Origin of the sequence: Nocardia flavorosea (assembly GCF_015477805.1) — a bacterium.
Classification (GTDB): domain Bacteria; phylum Actinomycetota; class Actinomycetes; order Mycobacteriales; family Mycobacteriaceae; genus Nocardia; species Nocardia flavorosea_A.
In genome coordinates, this window is the sequence record NZ_JADLQL010000001.1 from 1 (window position 1) to 15,894 (window position 15,894).

The 15,894-nt window shown below is 66.9% G+C and carries 15 protein-coding genes and 1 pseudogene; 10 read left to right on the top strand and 6 right to left on the bottom strand.

What is annotated here, in order from left to right:
• Positions 1 to 447: 447 nt before the first annotated feature.
• Together IU448_RS28640 and IU448_RS00010 are read right to left on the bottom strand one after the other, a co-directional pair.
• Entirely contained in the window at positions 448 to 573 is a 126-nt protein-coding gene (locus IU448_RS28640; protein ID WP_324188469.1) for a helix-turn-helix domain-containing protein, read from the bottom strand.
• Positions 570 to 845: pseudogene (locus IU448_RS00010) on the bottom strand (recombinase family protein); the annotation flags it as partial. The pseudogene IU448_RS00010 and the gene IU448_RS28640, both read right to left, overlap by 4 nt.
• A 10-nt stretch (positions 846 to 855) precedes the next feature.
• Between IU448_RS00010 and IU448_RS00015 the strand changes: the two are divergent.
• Entirely contained in the window at positions 856 to 1,674 is an 819-nt protein-coding gene (locus IU448_RS00015; protein WP_228811965.1) for an RNA-guided endonuclease InsQ/TnpB family protein, read from the top strand.
• A gap of 217 nt (positions 1,675 to 1,891) precedes the next feature.
• Here the strand turns inward: IU448_RS00015 and IU448_RS00020 are convergent, their stop codons facing one another.
• Positions 1,892 to 2,335, bottom strand: coding sequence for a hypothetical protein (locus IU448_RS00020; RefSeq protein WP_195053430.1), 444 nt, complete (start codon positions 2,333 to 2,335; stop codon positions 1,892 to 1,894).
• Between the two features lie 133 nt (positions 2,336 to 2,468).
• Between IU448_RS00020 and IU448_RS00025 the strand changes: the two genes are divergently transcribed.
• A complete protein-coding gene (locus IU448_RS00025; protein WP_195053431.1) occupies positions 2,469 to 3,272 on the top strand; it encodes a helix-turn-helix domain-containing protein in 804 nt (267 codons plus the stop codon).
• A 287-nt stretch (positions 3,273 to 3,559) separates the two neighbouring features.
• On the opposite strand, the gene IU448_RS00030 is transcribed toward IU448_RS00025, so the two are convergent.
• A complete protein-coding gene (locus IU448_RS00030; protein WP_195053432.1) occupies positions 3,560 to 3,745 on the bottom strand; it encodes a hypothetical protein in 186 nt (61 codons plus the stop codon).
• A 701-nt stretch (positions 3,746 to 4,446) separates the two neighbouring features.
• Here IU448_RS00030 and IU448_RS00035 point away from each other — a divergent pair.
• The 4 genes from IU448_RS00035 to IU448_RS00050 all read left to right on the top strand — a co-directional run bounded on the left by IU448_RS00035 (position 4,447) and on the right by IU448_RS00050 (position 7,461).
• On the top strand, positions 4,447 to 4,866 hold the full coding sequence (locus tag IU448_RS00035; protein WP_228811966.1) for a phage holin family protein: 420 nt from the start codon (positions 4,447 to 4,449) through the stop codon (positions 4,864 to 4,866).
• The gene (locus IU448_RS00040; protein WP_195053433.1) at positions 4,863 to 5,249 is read left to right on the top strand and encodes a DUF3618 domain-containing protein; all 387 of its coding nucleotides are present in this window, start codon (positions 4,863 to 4,865) and stop codon (positions 5,247 to 5,249) included. Before IU448_RS00035 ends, IU448_RS00040 begins: the two co-directional genes overlap by 4 nt.
• Positions 5,246 to 5,503 (top strand): DUF4235 domain-containing protein, encoded by a 258-nt coding sequence (locus IU448_RS00045; RefSeq protein ID WP_195053434.1) that lies wholly within the window; start codon positions 5,246 to 5,248, stop codon positions 5,501 to 5,503. The genes IU448_RS00040 and IU448_RS00045 overlap by 4 nt, the downstream gene beginning before the upstream one ends.
• A 467-nt stretch (positions 5,504 to 5,970) precedes the next feature.
• Complete coding sequence (locus IU448_RS00050; RefSeq protein WP_228811967.1) at positions 5,971 to 7,461, top strand: MFS transporter; 1,491 nt, start codon at positions 5,971 to 5,973, stop codon at positions 7,459 to 7,461.
• Here the strand turns inward: IU448_RS00050 and IU448_RS00055 are convergent.
• Positions 7,436 to 8,140, bottom strand: coding sequence for a TetR/AcrR family transcriptional regulator (locus IU448_RS00055; RefSeq protein WP_195053435.1), 705 nt, complete (start codon positions 8,138 to 8,140; stop codon positions 7,436 to 7,438). The two genes, IU448_RS00050 and IU448_RS00055, sit on opposite strands and share 26 nt — an antisense overlap.
• A 512-nt stretch (positions 8,141 to 8,652) precedes the next feature.
• Between IU448_RS00055 and IU448_RS00060 the strand changes: the two genes are divergently transcribed.
• Positions 8,653 to 10,149 (top strand): acyl-CoA carboxylase subunit beta, encoded by a 1,497-nt coding sequence (locus IU448_RS00060; protein ID WP_195053436.1) that lies wholly within the window; start codon positions 8,653 to 8,655, stop codon positions 10,147 to 10,149.
• A gap of 280 nt (positions 10,150 to 10,429) precedes the next feature.
• Here IU448_RS00060 and IU448_RS00065 read toward each other — a convergent pair whose 3' ends face one another.
• Positions 10,430 to 11,101 carry a TetR family transcriptional regulator gene (locus tag IU448_RS00065; RefSeq protein ID WP_195053437.1) on the bottom strand — a complete coding sequence of 224 codons (672 nt, stop codon included), beginning with the start codon at positions 11,099 to 11,101 and terminating at the stop codon, positions 10,430 to 10,432.
• Positions 11,102 to 11,294: 193 nt separating this feature from the next.
• On the opposite strand from IU448_RS00065, the gene IU448_RS00070 reads away from it, so the two are divergent.
• The 3 genes from IU448_RS00070 (at position 11,295) to IU448_RS00080 (ending at position 15,875) form a co-directional block, all read left to right on the top strand.
• Positions 11,295 to 12,632, top strand: coding sequence for a lipase family protein (locus IU448_RS00070; protein ID WP_195053438.1), 1,338 nt, complete (start codon positions 11,295 to 11,297; stop codon positions 12,630 to 12,632).
• A gap of 149 nt (positions 12,633 to 12,781) precedes the next feature.
• Entirely contained in the window at positions 12,782 to 14,377 is a 1,596-nt protein-coding gene (locus IU448_RS00075) for a GMC oxidoreductase (RefSeq protein ID WP_195053439.1), read from the top strand.
• A gap of 238 nt (positions 14,378 to 14,615) precedes the next feature.
• A complete protein-coding gene (locus IU448_RS00080) occupies positions 14,616 to 15,875 on the top strand; it encodes a cytochrome P450 (protein WP_195054933.1) in 1,260 nt (419 codons plus the stop codon).
• Positions 15,876 to 15,894: the final 19 nt, after the last annotated feature.

The following is a 15,894-nucleotide window of genomic DNA, read 5'->3' on the forward strand; positions in this document are numbered from 1 at the left end:
TACAACAGCCAGCGCATCCAGAAGAAGCTGGGTTGGCGATCACCGGACGAGTTCGAAGCGAGCTACCATCACCCGGTTCCGTCCGGAACCTGATTACTCCGCCCTCCAGCAATGCGGGGGAACCTCACTTCCTGGTCGAACGCTTGGATTTGAACGACGGAAACCCGACACGACGACCTTGACGTTTACCTTTGCCGCTCTCATCCCAGTTCTTCAACGCCGCCGCGAGATTCTTGCAAGCGTTCGCGTACGCCTCTTTCGAGTTCTCGGGCCACCACGGCGTCCCGTCTTCACGCACCGCCACCTGATGTTTACGGCGGTTGAAGTCATTACGCAGGGACTGGAACGACCACGACAGGCGCGGGGTGAGGTCAGCGGTGTCGATACCGTACGAGCGTTCGGCTCACGTTGGGACAGGTTGGCTTTCACCGCCCGCAGCATCGTGTTTTACGCGAACCTCGCGCCACCGGCATGCGACTCCAACGCGGCACGCTGAGCCGGAGTCGGGTCGAGCGCATACTGGTACGCCTGCAACACCCACCCGTCAGCAACCTCGAACTTCCCGGCCGTCACGCCGCCCCGGTTTCGGCCTTGGTCGCGGTGACCGCCCGCATCGCGCGGTTACGCGCGCCGCGCCGCCCGTAGAGGCGCGCGCACATCGAGGTCAGCACCTCGAGCATGTCCCGGACAAGATCGTCCTCGGTCTCGCCCTTGTCGGCCACCACGATCCGCCGACCCTGCGCCGACAGGGCAGCCTCCAACTGCTCGACACCGAAACGAGCCAGCCGGTCACGATGCTCCACAATCACCACCCTCGCAGAGGGGTCCGACAAAACTCGCCGGACGCCGACATCGATGCCGACTATCCGCGCGACGCGCTTCACGTGGGCGGGCCTTTGCGCTGCGCGTTCGACGACACAGGTGAAACTCACCAGCCAGCACCCGCGTTCGCACCGCACCGTCGCCTTCAACACCCGCGCGGTGCCCTGTTCTAGCCGCCGGGCGAGTTTACGAGTCGACTCATGCACCCGCAACGCCCCCAGCCGGGCACTGCAGCGCACGGCAGCCCGTCGGCGAGGCCCGTGGGACGTGCTGAGCAAGACTCGGCGCGAGCCCTCGGCCGGGTGGCTGCGTACGCAGCAGGCCATCGCGAAGCAGCATGTGCGGGTGGCGAATCTGCGCCGCGACCGACTACACAAGCTGACGACGGTGTTGGCGCAGTCTTTCGACGTGATCGGCACCGAGACCCTTGCGGTGAAGAACATGATGGCCTCGGGTGGTGCCCGCAAGAAAGGGTTGAACCGCTCGATCGCTGATGCCGGTTTGGGTGAGTTCTCCCGCCAGCTCGACTACAAAACCATCTGGTACAACTCCGTGCGTGTGCGGGCCGGCCGGTGGTCTCCGAGTTCGAAGACGTGTTCCGGCTGCGGTTGTGTGAAAGCCAAACTCACCCTGGCAGAACGGCTCTACGTCTGCGATAACAACGACTGCGGGTTGCAGATCGATCGTGATCTCAACGCCGCGATCAACCTCGCGCGTATGGCGCGGGCGGAGCAGAGTGCCTGCTTCGATAGTGGTGGAGCCGACCGTAAGACGACCGCTCCGGCGGTGCTGGTGGCTGCGAAACCTGAATCCAGCAATGGAAGCGCCTCACCGCAAGGCGAGGCTGCCTAATGGAACAGAGCACTCACGTTTGCTCACCAGAAGGCAACGGCTGCTACGCAAACCCGGCGCGTTGACCGGGGCGACCGCGCTCGAGCAGGCCCGGCTGGCGGGCAAGTTCACCCCGGTCCACGAGTTCCGCGTCGACGAATCGCGAGCCGCCGTCGGCGGTGTGCACGATCCGGGTATTACCGCAACGCTTTCGTCAACTCTCGCATGCTCGACACACTCACCGCACACCCTCGATGAACTGGTGGTCGAAGCTGATGCGGCCGTCGGCGTCGAGGCCGATGACCTCGTAGCCGCCACCAGCGACAGCGCCATCGGCGCGCGCGACCATCGACCACGGCAGGCCGATGAGGCCGGCGGGCAGTTCGGCGGCCTCGCCGACCTCGAAGACGTACTCGCCGGGTGCGACGAACATCTCGTAGGCGCGGGTCACCCGCGCCTGCATCGCGTCGTGGCCGCGCACTTCCAGTGCGGGCACGGCGAAGCTCAGTTGCGCGGCCGCCTGCCGGATCTCCACCGGCGGATCGACCAGGGTCTGCGCACCGGACGACGCCCAGATCTCGTGGATCAGCTTGCGGCGCAGCTCCGGGTCTGCCTCGTTCCACTGGGCCATGTAGCGCTCGGCGAAGGCGGTCAGGTCGTTGTCATCGAATCGCTTGCTCATGGCTCAGAGTTTTGCGAGCATAACGCCGCGGCGCGACTCCCTCCAGGGAATAACCCCGCTGTCGTGCCGATGCGTTTCGGTCATTCCCCGCGGGGAATGGCGCGGACGCGTCGGATCGGATATCACTGGAGTCATGACTACGGTGGTAGTGCCAAGTCCGTTCGCGCAGCAGTTGCGGCACTGGCGAACCCAACGGCACGTGAGCCAGCTCGAGCTGGCCATTCGCGCCGCCACCAGCCAGCGCTATCTGAGCTTCCTGGAGCAGGGACGCTCCCGACCGGGTCGCACCATGGTGGTGCGGCTGGCCGAATCGCTCGAACTGTCGCTACGCGAGCGAAACGCGCTGCTGCTCGCTGCGGGCTATGCCCCGATCTTCCCCGAATCCGACCTGGATACGCCGGAATTGGGTCCGGTCCGCACAGCGCTGGAGCGCATTCTCGACGGACATCTGCCCTACCCCGCGGTCGTCACCCGGCCCTACGGCCGACTGGTCGCCGCCAATGCCGCGATCGACCTCCTCACCGAAGGGAGCGCGGCGGAGCTGATCACCCCCCCGATCAATGTGCTCCGCTTGGCCCTGCATCCCGATGGGCTGGCCCGGCGCGTGCATAATCTGCCCGAGTGGGGCCGCCACGTCACCGAAAGCCTGCGCGGTAAGGCGCTGCGCAGCCCCGACACCCGCCTCGACGAGTTCATTGCCGAACTCGAGAGCTACCTTCCCGAGGCAGACCTGGGTCCCGACCACCTCGGCTTCGCCGTCCCCCTACGCCTGAGCAGCCCCGATGGCGAACTCCGACTGATCACCACGATCACCAGCTTCGCCACCGCCGTCGACATCACCCTCTCCGAACTCAGCCTCGAGGCCTTTCTCCCGGCCGACGACCAAACCGCCGAAATCCTACGCAGCCGCGCCGAGCAGCGCCGGACACGGGAGTAGAGGCTCATCAGGGTTGAGGGATATCTCTGCGAAAAGTGGCGTAAGGATTTATGGCAGATAGTCGACCACTATCTGCCATAACTCGTTACCGCCGGGTTTCTGGCGGATGAGCCTCTACCCCAGATCCGCCCGCGCGATGCGGCAAGGACCGTGCGCGGGCGGACACCTTCCGGTGGGTCTGGGTCCGGGCGGTGCGGAGTTCGTACTCGGACTGATCAGTTGGAGCCGTTGCGAACCGGCGCGCTGCTGCGGCCCTCGCGCGATAAGGATCCGGACCCGGAAAGCGACTAGTGCGGGAAAGACGTTGTAGCGAAGCGCACTTCGCTTCGACGCCGGGCGGTGGTGGCGATCGTGGTGTGTTCGGGGCCGTGCCATTCACTGATCCACAGGCCGCCGAACAAAGAGACCTGTGGCGTGGTTCCTTCGGAGAGGGTGACGGTGACTATTTCGCCGACGTATTCGCCCCAGACCATCCACCATCTCGTCTGCGGATCGGTCGTGAGAGCACCGGAGAGCCCTACTGCCAGGTCACCTCGCGCCGACCAGCGCTGCCATAGCGGTTCATGCTCGGAGTCCCCGGTTGCAGTGCTTGCGGGCTCCGGTCGCCGGATCCGGAAACACCGGTCTGCCGCGCGCCACTGCAGTTGGATCCGCGAGAGCGGCAACAGCTTCTGCACGACCCTCGCCTGGGTTGCGTGGGCCGACACCACGTACCTCCGGTTTCTGTCAGGCTTGGTTTTCGCTGCGCGGACGCAAGCGGGTATCGGTACAGACATTCCCGAAGACCTCGTTGCTAAACCGTGACCGGATAGCGGCGCCGATGTGACACGCGCTCCGTCGCCCGGAATCACACCGTAGACGGTGCGCTCCGGCACTGCGGCAGCTCCCGACGGCCGGGCCGGAATTCCCGTGCCGAATTCGACGAACTGGCCGATGCCGGCGCCCTCCCGGCCGGTCGGCGTCGTTTACCCCGCACAGCGACGGGTAGCCGACCGCCGGGCAGAAAGTCGGTCCGGCGGTGTGCCGGCCCGGTGCCCGGCGCAAAACCCTCCTGCCGGGGCGTGCGCGACCCATGGGCAGGAAGCGGCCGCGGGTGTCCGTGGCGTCGTCGCCGGCGGCCCGGGCACGGCGGAGCACTGCCGCACCGCGACGGACATGAATGAGGAGGTAGCAGATGACTGCGACGGCACAACCACGCATGCGAGAACCCGCGGAGCGGTCGGTTGGTGAACTCGTCGATGTGGCCACCATTCAGATGAGTCGGCTGATTCGTGACGAGATGCGGCTGGCACGGTTGGAAATGCAGGAGAAGTCGAGCGCGGCGGTCAAAGGCGCCGGTGCGGCGGGGATCGGCGGTCTGCTGGTGTTCTATGGTGGCGCGGCGTTGATGGTGGCTGCGGTGCTGGCGGTGGCGATCGTGTTGCCCGGCTGGGCCGCGGCTCTGGTGGTGGGGGCAGTGCTGATCGTGGCCGGCGCCGCGCTGACGATGGTGGGTAAGAAGACCATTACGGCGAACTCGCCGCCGGTGCCCGAAGACGCCGTGGCCGGGGCACGGGCCGATATCGACGCAGTGACTCACAGGAGGCAGCAGTGACCGAGGGAAACCGAGGAGCAGCCGACCGGGATGCGGTGCGCGAAGATCGCGACCGGGTGCGCGAAGAGTTGCGTGACACCGTGGACGCGCTGGCGGGAAAGCTCGATGTGCGGGCGCGGGCTACCGGTACCGCGCAGGCGGCAGCGGAGACGGTGAGCCGGAAGACCGGCGAGGTCGAACAGAAGGTGCACGGCCGTGTCGAACAAGCCCAGGACCACGCACACCAGGCGATCGAGCGGGTCAGGGCCGAGGCTCCGGGCCGGATGGCCGACCGCGGCCGGGATGTTGTGGAGTATGTGCGGCGGAATCCGGTGCCGGCGGTCAGCGCTGCCGCGGTTGCTGCAGTGGCGGCGTGGCTGCTTGTTCGCAGGAGTTCAGTATGAGCTTGCTGTACAAGCCATTCGGTACCGTGGCCGGTGCGCTGGGCGGTATCGCGGCGCACGCAGTGTTCCGGCAGGTGTGGCGACGTGTCGGCGGCGAGGAACATGCCCCGCGGGCGACCTCGCGCGATTACGGCTGGCGGGAAGTATTGATGGCTGCCGCGTTGCAGGGCGCAGTTTTCGGGGTGGTGAAAGCCGCGGTCGATCGCGCCGGTGCGGTGGCCTACCAGCGGGCCACCGGCCACTGGCCGGACTGACCCGTGCGGTCCGCAGGACCGGAGGAGAACGGCCGAAGCCTGCTGCCATTACACCGAACTGACCGTCCGGACGCATTACGGGCCGGTCCGGGTTCGACTCTCGCCGCAGCAGGACTGTTCATGAAGAGCACGGTGGGAGCGGTGCGGCCCGAGGCCGGCCGCGACTCGGGCGGCTGTGTTCGATGATCGGTGCGTCTGCCGACCGGGTATCGCCCCGGATCGACCGTATCGGGCCGGGGGTTGCGTCAGAATTCGCCAGCTCTCGACATGACAGTAGTGCTAACTATAATAAAAACACGCGTCATTAAATGTTGGGATCGTGCGGCCCGCAACCGATGCCGCTGTGGTCGGTATCAGGCCGGCCAGTGCCGAGGGCAGGGGTGAGTCCGTAGGTCGGTTCGTCAGGCGGGCCTCGGTCCTGCGTAAAACAGTGAAGCGCAGACGTTTTGCTGATTGTGGAGAAGTAGATGTCGCAAACGAACGAACCGGGCGCAGTGCCGGCGGCCGGCGATCCGCTCATGAAACCGCCGACGCTCGAGCCCGCCGCAGGCCGGGGACCGAACAAACCGGCCGCGGTGCTGGCGACTGTGGTGATCGTGCAGTTCATGGTCTCCTTGGACCTGTCCGTAGTGAACGTCGCGCTACCGGCGATCCAGTCCGAGTTCGCGATGTCGGCTACCGCGCTGCAGTGGATCGTCAACGCCTATGCCGTGGTCTTCGGCGGCTTCCTCTTGCTCGGGGGCAGGCTCGGCGATGTGATCGGCCGCCGCCGCACCATGCTGGCCGGTCTCGCGATCTTCGGCATCGCCAGTCTCGTGGGTGGCCTGGCCACCGATCCCGCGCTGCTCATCGGTGCGCGTGCGATCCAGGGGCTGGGCGCCGCCGCGCTGTCGCCGCTGTCCCTGGCGTTGATAACGGTGACGTTCGAGGAAGGTCCGGCCCGGAACAAGGCGGTGGGCCTGTGGGCCGGGGCAACCATGCTGGGTGGCGCCCTCGGTGTGGTGGCCGGCGGGCTGCTCACCGATTTCGTGGATTGGCGATGGGTCTTCCTGGTCAATGTGCCGATTGTCGTCGCCGCCGTGTTCACGGCCGCGACCGGAATTGCCGGCGTTCAGCAGCAGCACCGGCCCCGGCTCGATATCGCCGGGGCGCTGCTCGTCACGGCGGCAATGCTCCTGCTCATTCTCGGTGTGGTGCGAACGGAAGAACACGGTTGGGCGTCCGGCACGACTATCGGAACCATCGTGGTCGCCCTGCTCCTGCTGGCCGCGTTCGTCGTGGTGGAAACCCAGGTCCGTGAACCTTTGATGCGATTGCGTCTGCTCGCGCACGGAAGCGTCGCCGGCGCCAACGTGTTCGGGTTCATGATCACCGCGGGGCAGCTGACCGCCTTCTACTTCGTCTCACTGCATATGCAGACGGTGCTGCAATACACACCGGCCACCGCCGGTATTGCTTTCGTTCCGTTCGCACTCGGCGCGGTGGTGGGTATGCGCCTCGTGGCGGTTATCGTGAACCGGTTCGGGCACCGCGCCGCGCTGGTGGCCGGCGGGCTCCTCGGTGCGATCGGTATCGCCTGGTTCGGTGTGGGCGGGCCCGGCGGTTCGTTCCTCACCGATATCCTCGGACCCTCCATCGTGGGCAGCATCGGTATCGGCATGAGCTTCGTTGTCATGGGAACCGTTGCCATGAGGGGAGTTTCGGCCGAAGAGGCGGGAATGGCATCCGGGCTGCTCAACAGTTCCCGTCAGCTCGGCGGCGCGTTCGGCTTGGCCGTGCTGACGACGGCGGCCGCCGCGGTGATTGCGGACAACCGGTCGCCGGAAGCGCTGAGCGACGGCTATTCCACCGCCTTCGTCCTGGCGGGTGCGCTCATAGCGGCCGGAACGGTGGTCGCCGGACTGCTGATCCCGCGGGCCGGAGCGACGCCGGCTACTGCGGATGTGAGCTCGCAGTGATATCGGCCGCGTCCAGATTCGCCACGAGCCCGTCGACGACTACGCGGACGGCTCTGCTCGAATCGTAACTGTCCACAATGGCTTGCCACTGCGGGAGCACGCGCAGGACCGAGGGGAATTCGCCGAGATCGTCCTCGGCGGCGGTATCGGTCCAATGCGGCGTCGGCTCGCCGCGCCGGTCCGCGCTACGCCGGTCGGCGCTGGCTTTGCGGGCGATGAGTTCGCCGAGAGCGAAGCGCCACAACACCGAATACATGTAACCCGCCTCGATATCGCCGGCCCCCAGCCGGTTTGCGGTGGTGACGAATTCGTCGAGTATCCACATGGCCGCCCGGCCGTAGGTCTCCCCGGTGACCAGGAGATCGATGATCCAGGGAAATTCGTGCAGCGTGTCGATGAGATGGACAATGATCGCGGCGAGCCGATCCCGGGGGTCGTCGGGCAGTTCCGGCCGAGGTAACTTCTCGGCCCGGGCGTTCAGGACAGCGAAGAACAGGTCGGCTTTGGTCGGGAAATGGTGATAGATCGCGGCAGTGCTGACCCCCAGCCGATGAGCGAGCCGGCGCATACTGAACGCGGCGGCGCCGTCGGCGGACAGCATCTGATCGGTTGCCTCGAGAATTGTTGCGCGTTCGGCCCGAACCGGACGGCCACGCTTACGGGGGGCGGTATCCGGCACGGTCCTCCGTTCGGCGATCGAAGTACCCGGCAGTAGCGGGTTTGATATCGCCCATAGTAGACACACGTGTTCGTAAAGCTTTCGGACGGGACTCGGTCCGGGTGCGGAGCAATTGCCGCTCGCGCGGCCTCGCGACCGGAGTGTTCTCGGCGGGTAGTGCAGACCGGCCGGTGCGGTCACCGCACGCAACGCGACCCTTTTCGCCGCACCCGGCTACCTGATTGCCAGGTGCGGCGGGAGCCAGATCGGGCAGCAGGACGAACTCGGAGGTGTCGCCGTTCACCGCGCTGGCGCGGCGGCGCGATACGCGACGAATCGTTAGCGGGGGTCTCTCGCTGCCCGAAGACGGTGGGGGCCATCGGGCGAGAATGGGACGGCCGAACGTTTCCGGGTCGTACCGCATTACGGTCGGTAGCGTTGACGACGATCGGATCCACAGCCGGGGCGACGAAGTCGGATGACGCGTCCCCGACCTGCTGCGACGAGCCGACCATTGTTCCGAGAGGACGAGTATGACGAACGCGCGAGGCTGGAAAGAAACACTCGAGAACCTCGACGGGCGCCGGGAGCGGTCGGCGGCCATGGGCGGACCCGAGCGGGTGGCCGCACACCGGGCGAAAGGCAAGCTGACGGCACGGGAGCGGATCGCGCACCTGCTCGACCCGGAGTCTTTCCAGGAGTTCGGCGCCCTCGTCGGCGGTGAGGTCGCCGCCGATGCCGTCGTCACCGGTTCGGGCTTGATCCATGGGACGCCTGTCATGGTGGGTGCGGAGGACTTCACCACCATGGCGGGAACCATCGCGCCGGGTAGCAATGCCAAACGCTATCGTCTGGCGGAACTGGCCCTACGCAATAAGGTTCCGCTGGTGATGCTGCTGGAGGGGGCGGGTTTCCGGCCGACGGCCGCGCACTATGGTCGGACGCCTACCGATCTGCTCGCGCAGGCCCGGTGTTCGGGGCGGGTGCCGATGGTCACCGGTGTTCTGGGCGCCTCGGCCGGCCACGGTGCGCTCATCGCGCCGGTGTCGGATTTCGCGGTCATGACCAGGCAGGGCGCTATTTTCACCGCGGGACCGCCGGTGGTGCGCGAAGCAACCGGCGAGGACGTCGGTAAAGAAGATCTCGGCGGTCCCGGCGTGGCGGTGCCGAGCGGCCTGATCCACAATCTCGCCGACAACGACGAGGACGCACTCGACGATATCCGCAGGTATCTATCCTTTTTCCCGTCCAGCGCGTGGTCCTATCCGCCCGCTCGGCTCGCCGACGATTCCACCGAGCCGCGGCCGACACCGGAACTGCTGGATATCGTCTCGCGGGACAACCGCAACAGCTACGACGTCCGGACGGTGCTCGACGTGGTTTTCGATACTCCCGACTGGTTCGAGGTCCAGCCCGGGTACGGGACCGCGATCGTCTGCGCCCTGGCGCATCTCGGCGGCCATCCGGTGGCGGTGGTCGCCAACCAGCCACAGGTGCTCGCCGGCTCGATCGACACCGCCGCCGCCGAGAAGGCCGCCCACTTCATCTCGGTGGCCGATTCCTTCCACCTGCCGCTGGTGTTCCTCGCCGACAATCCGGGCATGCTGCCCGGTAGCGAATCCGAACGCGAAGGCATCCTGCGTGCGGGCGCCCGGATGTTCGTCGCCCAAACCACGGCGACCACGATCAAACTGCATCTGACGCTGCGCAAGGCGTACGGATTCGGTTCGATGGTCATGTCGCTCATCGGCTTCGACAACCAGACCGCGGCCTTCGCCTACCCCGGCGCCACCATGGGGGCGATGAGCGCGGCGGCCCTCGGCCTGGCTTCGGGCGCGGACGAGGATATCGCGGCGCAACTGCGGGAGAAAGAACTGCTGGCCTCCTACCACTCCGCCGAACGTATGGGTTTCGACGAGCTGATCCGTCCCGAAGAGACCCGCGACGCGCTGCTGACAGCCTTGCGGCGCGGAATCTTCGCCCGCCAGGAGGCGCCGGAACCGGTGACGCGCTCCGCAATCGTTCCGTGAGTCGACCGCGCTTCCCGGGAACAATCACTCCGGAAAGCGCGGCTGGAGATAGGGCGGGCTCACTGCGGCGTCGGGGTCGTGACCGGATGGTGTCGAGGTACCGGCCAAGGCGCGGCCGCGTGGTGCCCGCGATTCGGCACCGCCTCCACACGGCCACCTGAGACGGATCTGGTGACGTGCGGTCGGCGATACCGCCTGCGACGGGCGCGGTGCGCCGGCGTTCCTGCAGGGCCTCGGCCGGCGGCGATCCCACGATCGCGTTGTCGTCGCCGGCGTCGGATCAGTTCTGGGTTGGGGTGGTTCCCCGAAAAGGCGTTGCCAGCGAGGCGATCACCGTTGCATCCGCGGCAGAGTGTCCATTCGGCGCGCCGGCGACCGCGGTGGCCGCATCGTCGGCGTTGTCGTGGGTGAGGCGGTAGACCGCCCGGTCGAGGATGGGCAGGATTTCGGTGATCTCGAGATTGTGGTCGGCGAATCGGCCGATCAGCGCGTAGGTGAGGTTGGCCAGGACCAGTGCGATGTCCTCGATATAGGTGGGGTCTGCGCGTTCGAACAGTGTGGCCAGGATGGGTTGCATGGCCTCGATGCCTTGGGTGTCCAGCCGGTGTCCGGACGGGCCGGTGCGGGCGCGATGGTATGCCTCGAGCATTCTGGGATGGCGTTCCCACGGCTGGAATACGTACCCGAGGACTCGCATCAAGACCTCGTGCAGGGTTTCGCCGCACCGAGGCGGTTGCATGGCGGCGAAACTGTGGGTGGCCATCCAGTGTTCGACCGCGGTGACGATCAGTTCGTCGCGGTCGGCGAAATGCTTGTACACGGTGGCGAGGGATACGTGCGCGCGGCGTGCCACCTCGCGGAGTTGGACTGCCTCGTGGCCTTCGGTTTCCAGCAGGTGCAGGACAACGTCGACGATCTGATCGGTGGGCGCTGCCTTGGGTGCTGGACTCACGAGTCCACGGTAACGATTTCGGGTGTTCCGTGCGCGCCCGGCCGGTGCGGGGCTCGGGCACGACCGGATGGATACCCCGAGTAACTATGTTACTGTCCGGTGCGCCGCAGCTGTGACTCGCATCATCGGGACCGGGCTGGGCGACTCGGGACATTCGGTAACGGTCCTGGGCAGAGGTTATGGAGAGGTGTCGATGGACCAGCAGCATGGGCCGAATTACCGGCGGCGGCTGTCACGGGGCGTTCGAGCGACTGCGGCCGTAGTGGCCATCGCCTGCGCTGCCGCGGTGGCGGTGGTGGCCACCCAGCAGCCCGAGGCCGCGGCCGCGCCCGACGGGTTCTACAGTCCGCCCGAGCAGATCCCGGCCGAGCCCGGCGCGGTGATCCGGACCCGCCCGATGTCGCTGCTGGCCACGCTGCCCTCCGAGCAGGGGTGGCCGGCCAAGGCGGAACACATCATGTACACCACTCGGTTGCAGGACGGATCCCCGGTCGCGGTCACCGGCACCTATATCGATGCGGCGGGCCCGTGGCTCGGAGCGGGTCCGCGGCCGACCGTCGTGATCGGCCCCGGTACATCCGGCCAAGGCGACCGGTGCGCCATGTCGAAGGCATTCTCGACGGGGGTCACCATCACCACCGACCCCTCGCCGTCCTTGTCGGCGAACCAGGAGTTGCCGTCGTCGGCGGTGTGGAGCCGCCTCGGCGCACGGGTTCTGGTGACCGACTACATCGGATTGGGCACGCCGGGGATCCACACCTATGCGAACCGGATCGAGGAGGCGCATGCCGTCCTCGACGGGGCGCGCGCGGCCAACAACCTGGCCGGTACCGGTCCCGATACCCCCTTGGTGTTCTGGGGTTACTCCCAGGGCGGCGGAGCTGTCGCCGCCGCGGCCGAGATGGCGCCGGACTACGCGCCGGAATTGAATTTGAAGGGCACGTGGGCGGGTGGTCCGGTGGCCGACCTCGCCGCCATCCTCGAGCGTATCGACGGCGCCCTCATCGGCGCAGCGATCGGTTTCGCCGTCAACGGGCTGCTGGTCCGCTATCCCGACCTGGACAAAGCGGTCGATCGGGTGACCAGCCAATACGGCCGCGACACCCTGGCGGCACTGAGCGATGCCTGTATCGCCGACATCATCACCCGCTACCCGTTCTTGAAGACCAGTTCGCTGACCCACGACGGGCAACCACTCAGTGCCCACCTGCAGGCGAATCCGGAAGCCGCCCCCGCTCTGGCCGATCTCCGGGTGGGCACCCTCACCCCGGCCTCGCCGGTGCTGATCACCAGCGGACGCAACGACGACACGGTGCCCTACAACCAGGCCCGTCAGCTCGCCGACGACTGGTGCGCCAGCGGTGCCACGGTCGAATTCCGGACGAACGAACTGCCGCCGCTGCTGCCCGGGACCACCATCCCGAACCATTTCGGGCCGGAAATCATCGACGGATTCGGCCCCGGCAACGCGATCACCTATCTCTTGGACCGCCTGGCCGGCAAACCGGTATCCGGCTGCACCATCAACTGACTATCCGCCGCCGACACGCCTATTTGCGGGCTGCGGTCGGCGCGGCTTCGTAGTACCGAGCGCATCACCATCCGGCGGTGTGCGGTACAGCCGTGCCCAATTCGCGGGCCGTCTCCGGCGAGAACACCAACTCATCGAAGGACTGAACGATGACGGAAATTACGCGCCGATCACTGCTGGCCGGCGCCGCCGCGGCAGGCGCGGGGCTCATCGGGGCACGCGCGATCGGGTCACCGGCTCCCGCCGCGGCCCAGACCAGCACTGTGCCGCTCACTCGCGAAGAACATCGAGTGGTGGTGATCGGCTCCGGGTTCGGGGGCGGTGTCAGCGCATTGCGTCTGGCGCAGGCAGGTGTGCGGGTGACGGTGCTGGAACGGGGATTACGCTGGCCCACCGGACCGAACTCCGAGACCTTCCCGCGGGCCACCGCACCCGATAAGCGACTGCTGTGGTGCCGCTCCAACCCGAACCTGTTCGGCCGGCCGCTGGCCTTCGAGCCCTACACCGGTCTCGTGGAAGCGATCCCTGGTGAGAACATGACCGCCCTCTGCGCGGCCGGTGTGGGCGGCGGCTCGCTGATCTATCAGGGGATGTCGCTGCAACCGTCGGAAGAGGTGTTCAACACCCATTTCCCGCAGGGACTGGACTGGCAGGCCATGAACCGGGTGCACTATCCGCGGGTGGCGAAGATGCTGCGGCTGGCCGAGGCGCCCGATGAGCTGGTTGCTTCCGAAAACTATCGGGCAGCGCGAGTGTTCGCCGATCGGGTGCGACAGGCCGGGATGCCGCTGTCGAAGATTCCGATGCCGATCGACTGGGATTTCGCGCTGGCCGAATTGCGCGGCGAGATGAAACCCTCCTACACCAACGGCGACGGCGCGATGGGGGTCAACAACGGCGGCAAGCATTCCGTCGATGTCACCTACCTCGCCGCGGCCGAAGCCACTGGGCTGGTCCGCGTGGAGACCTTGCACGAGGTGACCGATATCGAACGGGCGCCCGACGGCCGGTGGACCGTCCGGGTTCAGCGTCTCGACACCACCGGTGCGGTGGTGGAGCACAAGGTGCTCACCGCCGGTGCCCTGATCCTGGCGGCCGGTAGCCTCAATACCACCCGGTTGCTCGTGCGGGCAGGCGCCAACGGGCTGATCCCGGATCTGCCGGACGATCTCGGCGCCGGCTGGGGTACCAATGCCGACCGGATCTACGTCTGGGCCGACCCGGCAGCGGGCTTCGGTGCGCCGCAAGGTGGCCCGGTGGTGTACGGCAGCCTGAACTGGGACGATCCGCGCAGCGCCCACACCGTGATACAGGCGTCGATACCACCGTTGGCGCTCGATCCGCGCAGTACGATGATGGTCGGCTACGGGGTCAGCGACGGCCGCGGGGAGTTCCGCTACGACGCCGCCCGCGACGACGCGGTCCTGCATTGGCCGAGCGCGGGTGACAGTGTCATCCAGAACGAGCACATCGGACCGGCCGTGCACAGAATCGCCGGGCCCGGCAGCACCCTGCTGGACACGAACGCACTGTTCCCCTCCACCTGGCATCCGCTGGGTGGCGCGAGTATGGGTACGGTGTGCGATCTGGACGGCCGCGTGCACGGCCAGCGTGGTCTCTATGTTCTCGACGGAGCGCTGATGCCCGGTAACACCGCCGCCTGTAACCCGTCGATGACCATCGCCGCAGTCGCCGAACGGGCGCTGGACAACCTGGTCGCGCGCGATGTCGGGACGCTCATCTGACCGACCGGGGCACCGCTGGAATGCCGGCGATGGCCTAACCGGCCGAGATCCATTCGGCGGTGCGACTTCGGTCGAGGACGGGGACGGCATACCAGGCGATCGGATACGAAGTGGCCACAAGCCGGGCGGTCGGTTCGGATCGGGCGTCTACCTCGAGTAGTCTCGCCTCGAGCGTCCGGTGGCCTCGGCAGAGGCGCTCCCGGGTGCCGCATTCGCCTCTACATATGGAGTGACACAGTTGTTTTCGCCGCCGTCCGACGACCGGTCCACCGTACTGCCGCTCATCCACGGCTCGCCCCAGAGCACCGACCAACCCCGGGTTCCGTTCTACGCCGAGGAGATCGCCCAGGCACCCCACCGCGCCTATCGCGAAATGCGCCGTCGATACGGCGCGTTGGTGCCGGTCGAGCTGGCTCCCGGCGTTCCGGCGACCCTCGTCGTCGGCTACCACACCGCGGTACGCATCCTCAACGACCCCGAGCATTTCCCGGCGGATTCCCGCACCTGGCAGCAGGGAATCCCGCGCGACTGCCCGGTCCTGCCGCTACTGGAATGGCGTCCGTCGGCGGTCCGGAACTCCGGTCACGTGCACGCCCGTTACCGGCAGGCGACCGTCGCCGGAGTGAACGGCGTCGATCTTTTCTCGCTCCACAGCCGAGTGGAACGGATCGCCGTGCCGCTCATCAATGATTTCTGCACCACCGGTTCGGCGGAACTCATCGAGCAGTACGCGTTTCCGCTGACCTTCGCGCTCATCAACGACATCCTGGGCTGCCCAGCCGAGATCAGTCGACGCGCGGCGGCAGGCATGGCCACCATGATCGAGGGATCGTCGGCGGCGGCCAGTGAAGGCAACGCCATGCTGGAACAGGCCATGGCCGATCTGGTGAACCTCAAGAAGCACCAACCCGATGAGGACATCGTCACCCGTATGGTGCAGGATCCGGCGAACCTCGACGACGAGGAAATGCTGCACAACGTCTACAGCTTCTTCGGGGCGGGGATCGAACCGCTGCAGAACCTGATCGTCAATTCGCTCCGGCTGATCCTCACCGACGAGCGATTCGCGGGCGGCGTCCTCGGCGGCAGCCTGTCGACCCGGGACGCCGTGGACGAGGTGTTGTTCACCGATCCGCCGGTGGCGAACTACGCGGTTTCGTTCCCACGTCAGCCGGTTCTGATCGACGGTGTCTGGCTCCCCGCGCACCAGCCGGTGATGATCAGCATCGCCGCGTGCAACAACGATCCGGCAATCGATACCGGGGCGTACACCGATAACCGCGCCCACCTGGCATGGAGCGTCGGAGCGCATATGTGCCCGGCCAAAGAGGTGGCCTACCTGGTGGCGCAGGAGGCAATCGACCAATTGCTCGACGCCCTGCCCGAACTACGCCTCGCGGTACCGGCCGAAGAACTCACCTGGCGCCCCGGTCCTTTTCAGCGTGCGCTGACCGCACTACCGGTCGCGTTCCCCGAATCCGCGCCGCTGAGAATCTAGGTCCGGCCCCCGTCCGGGG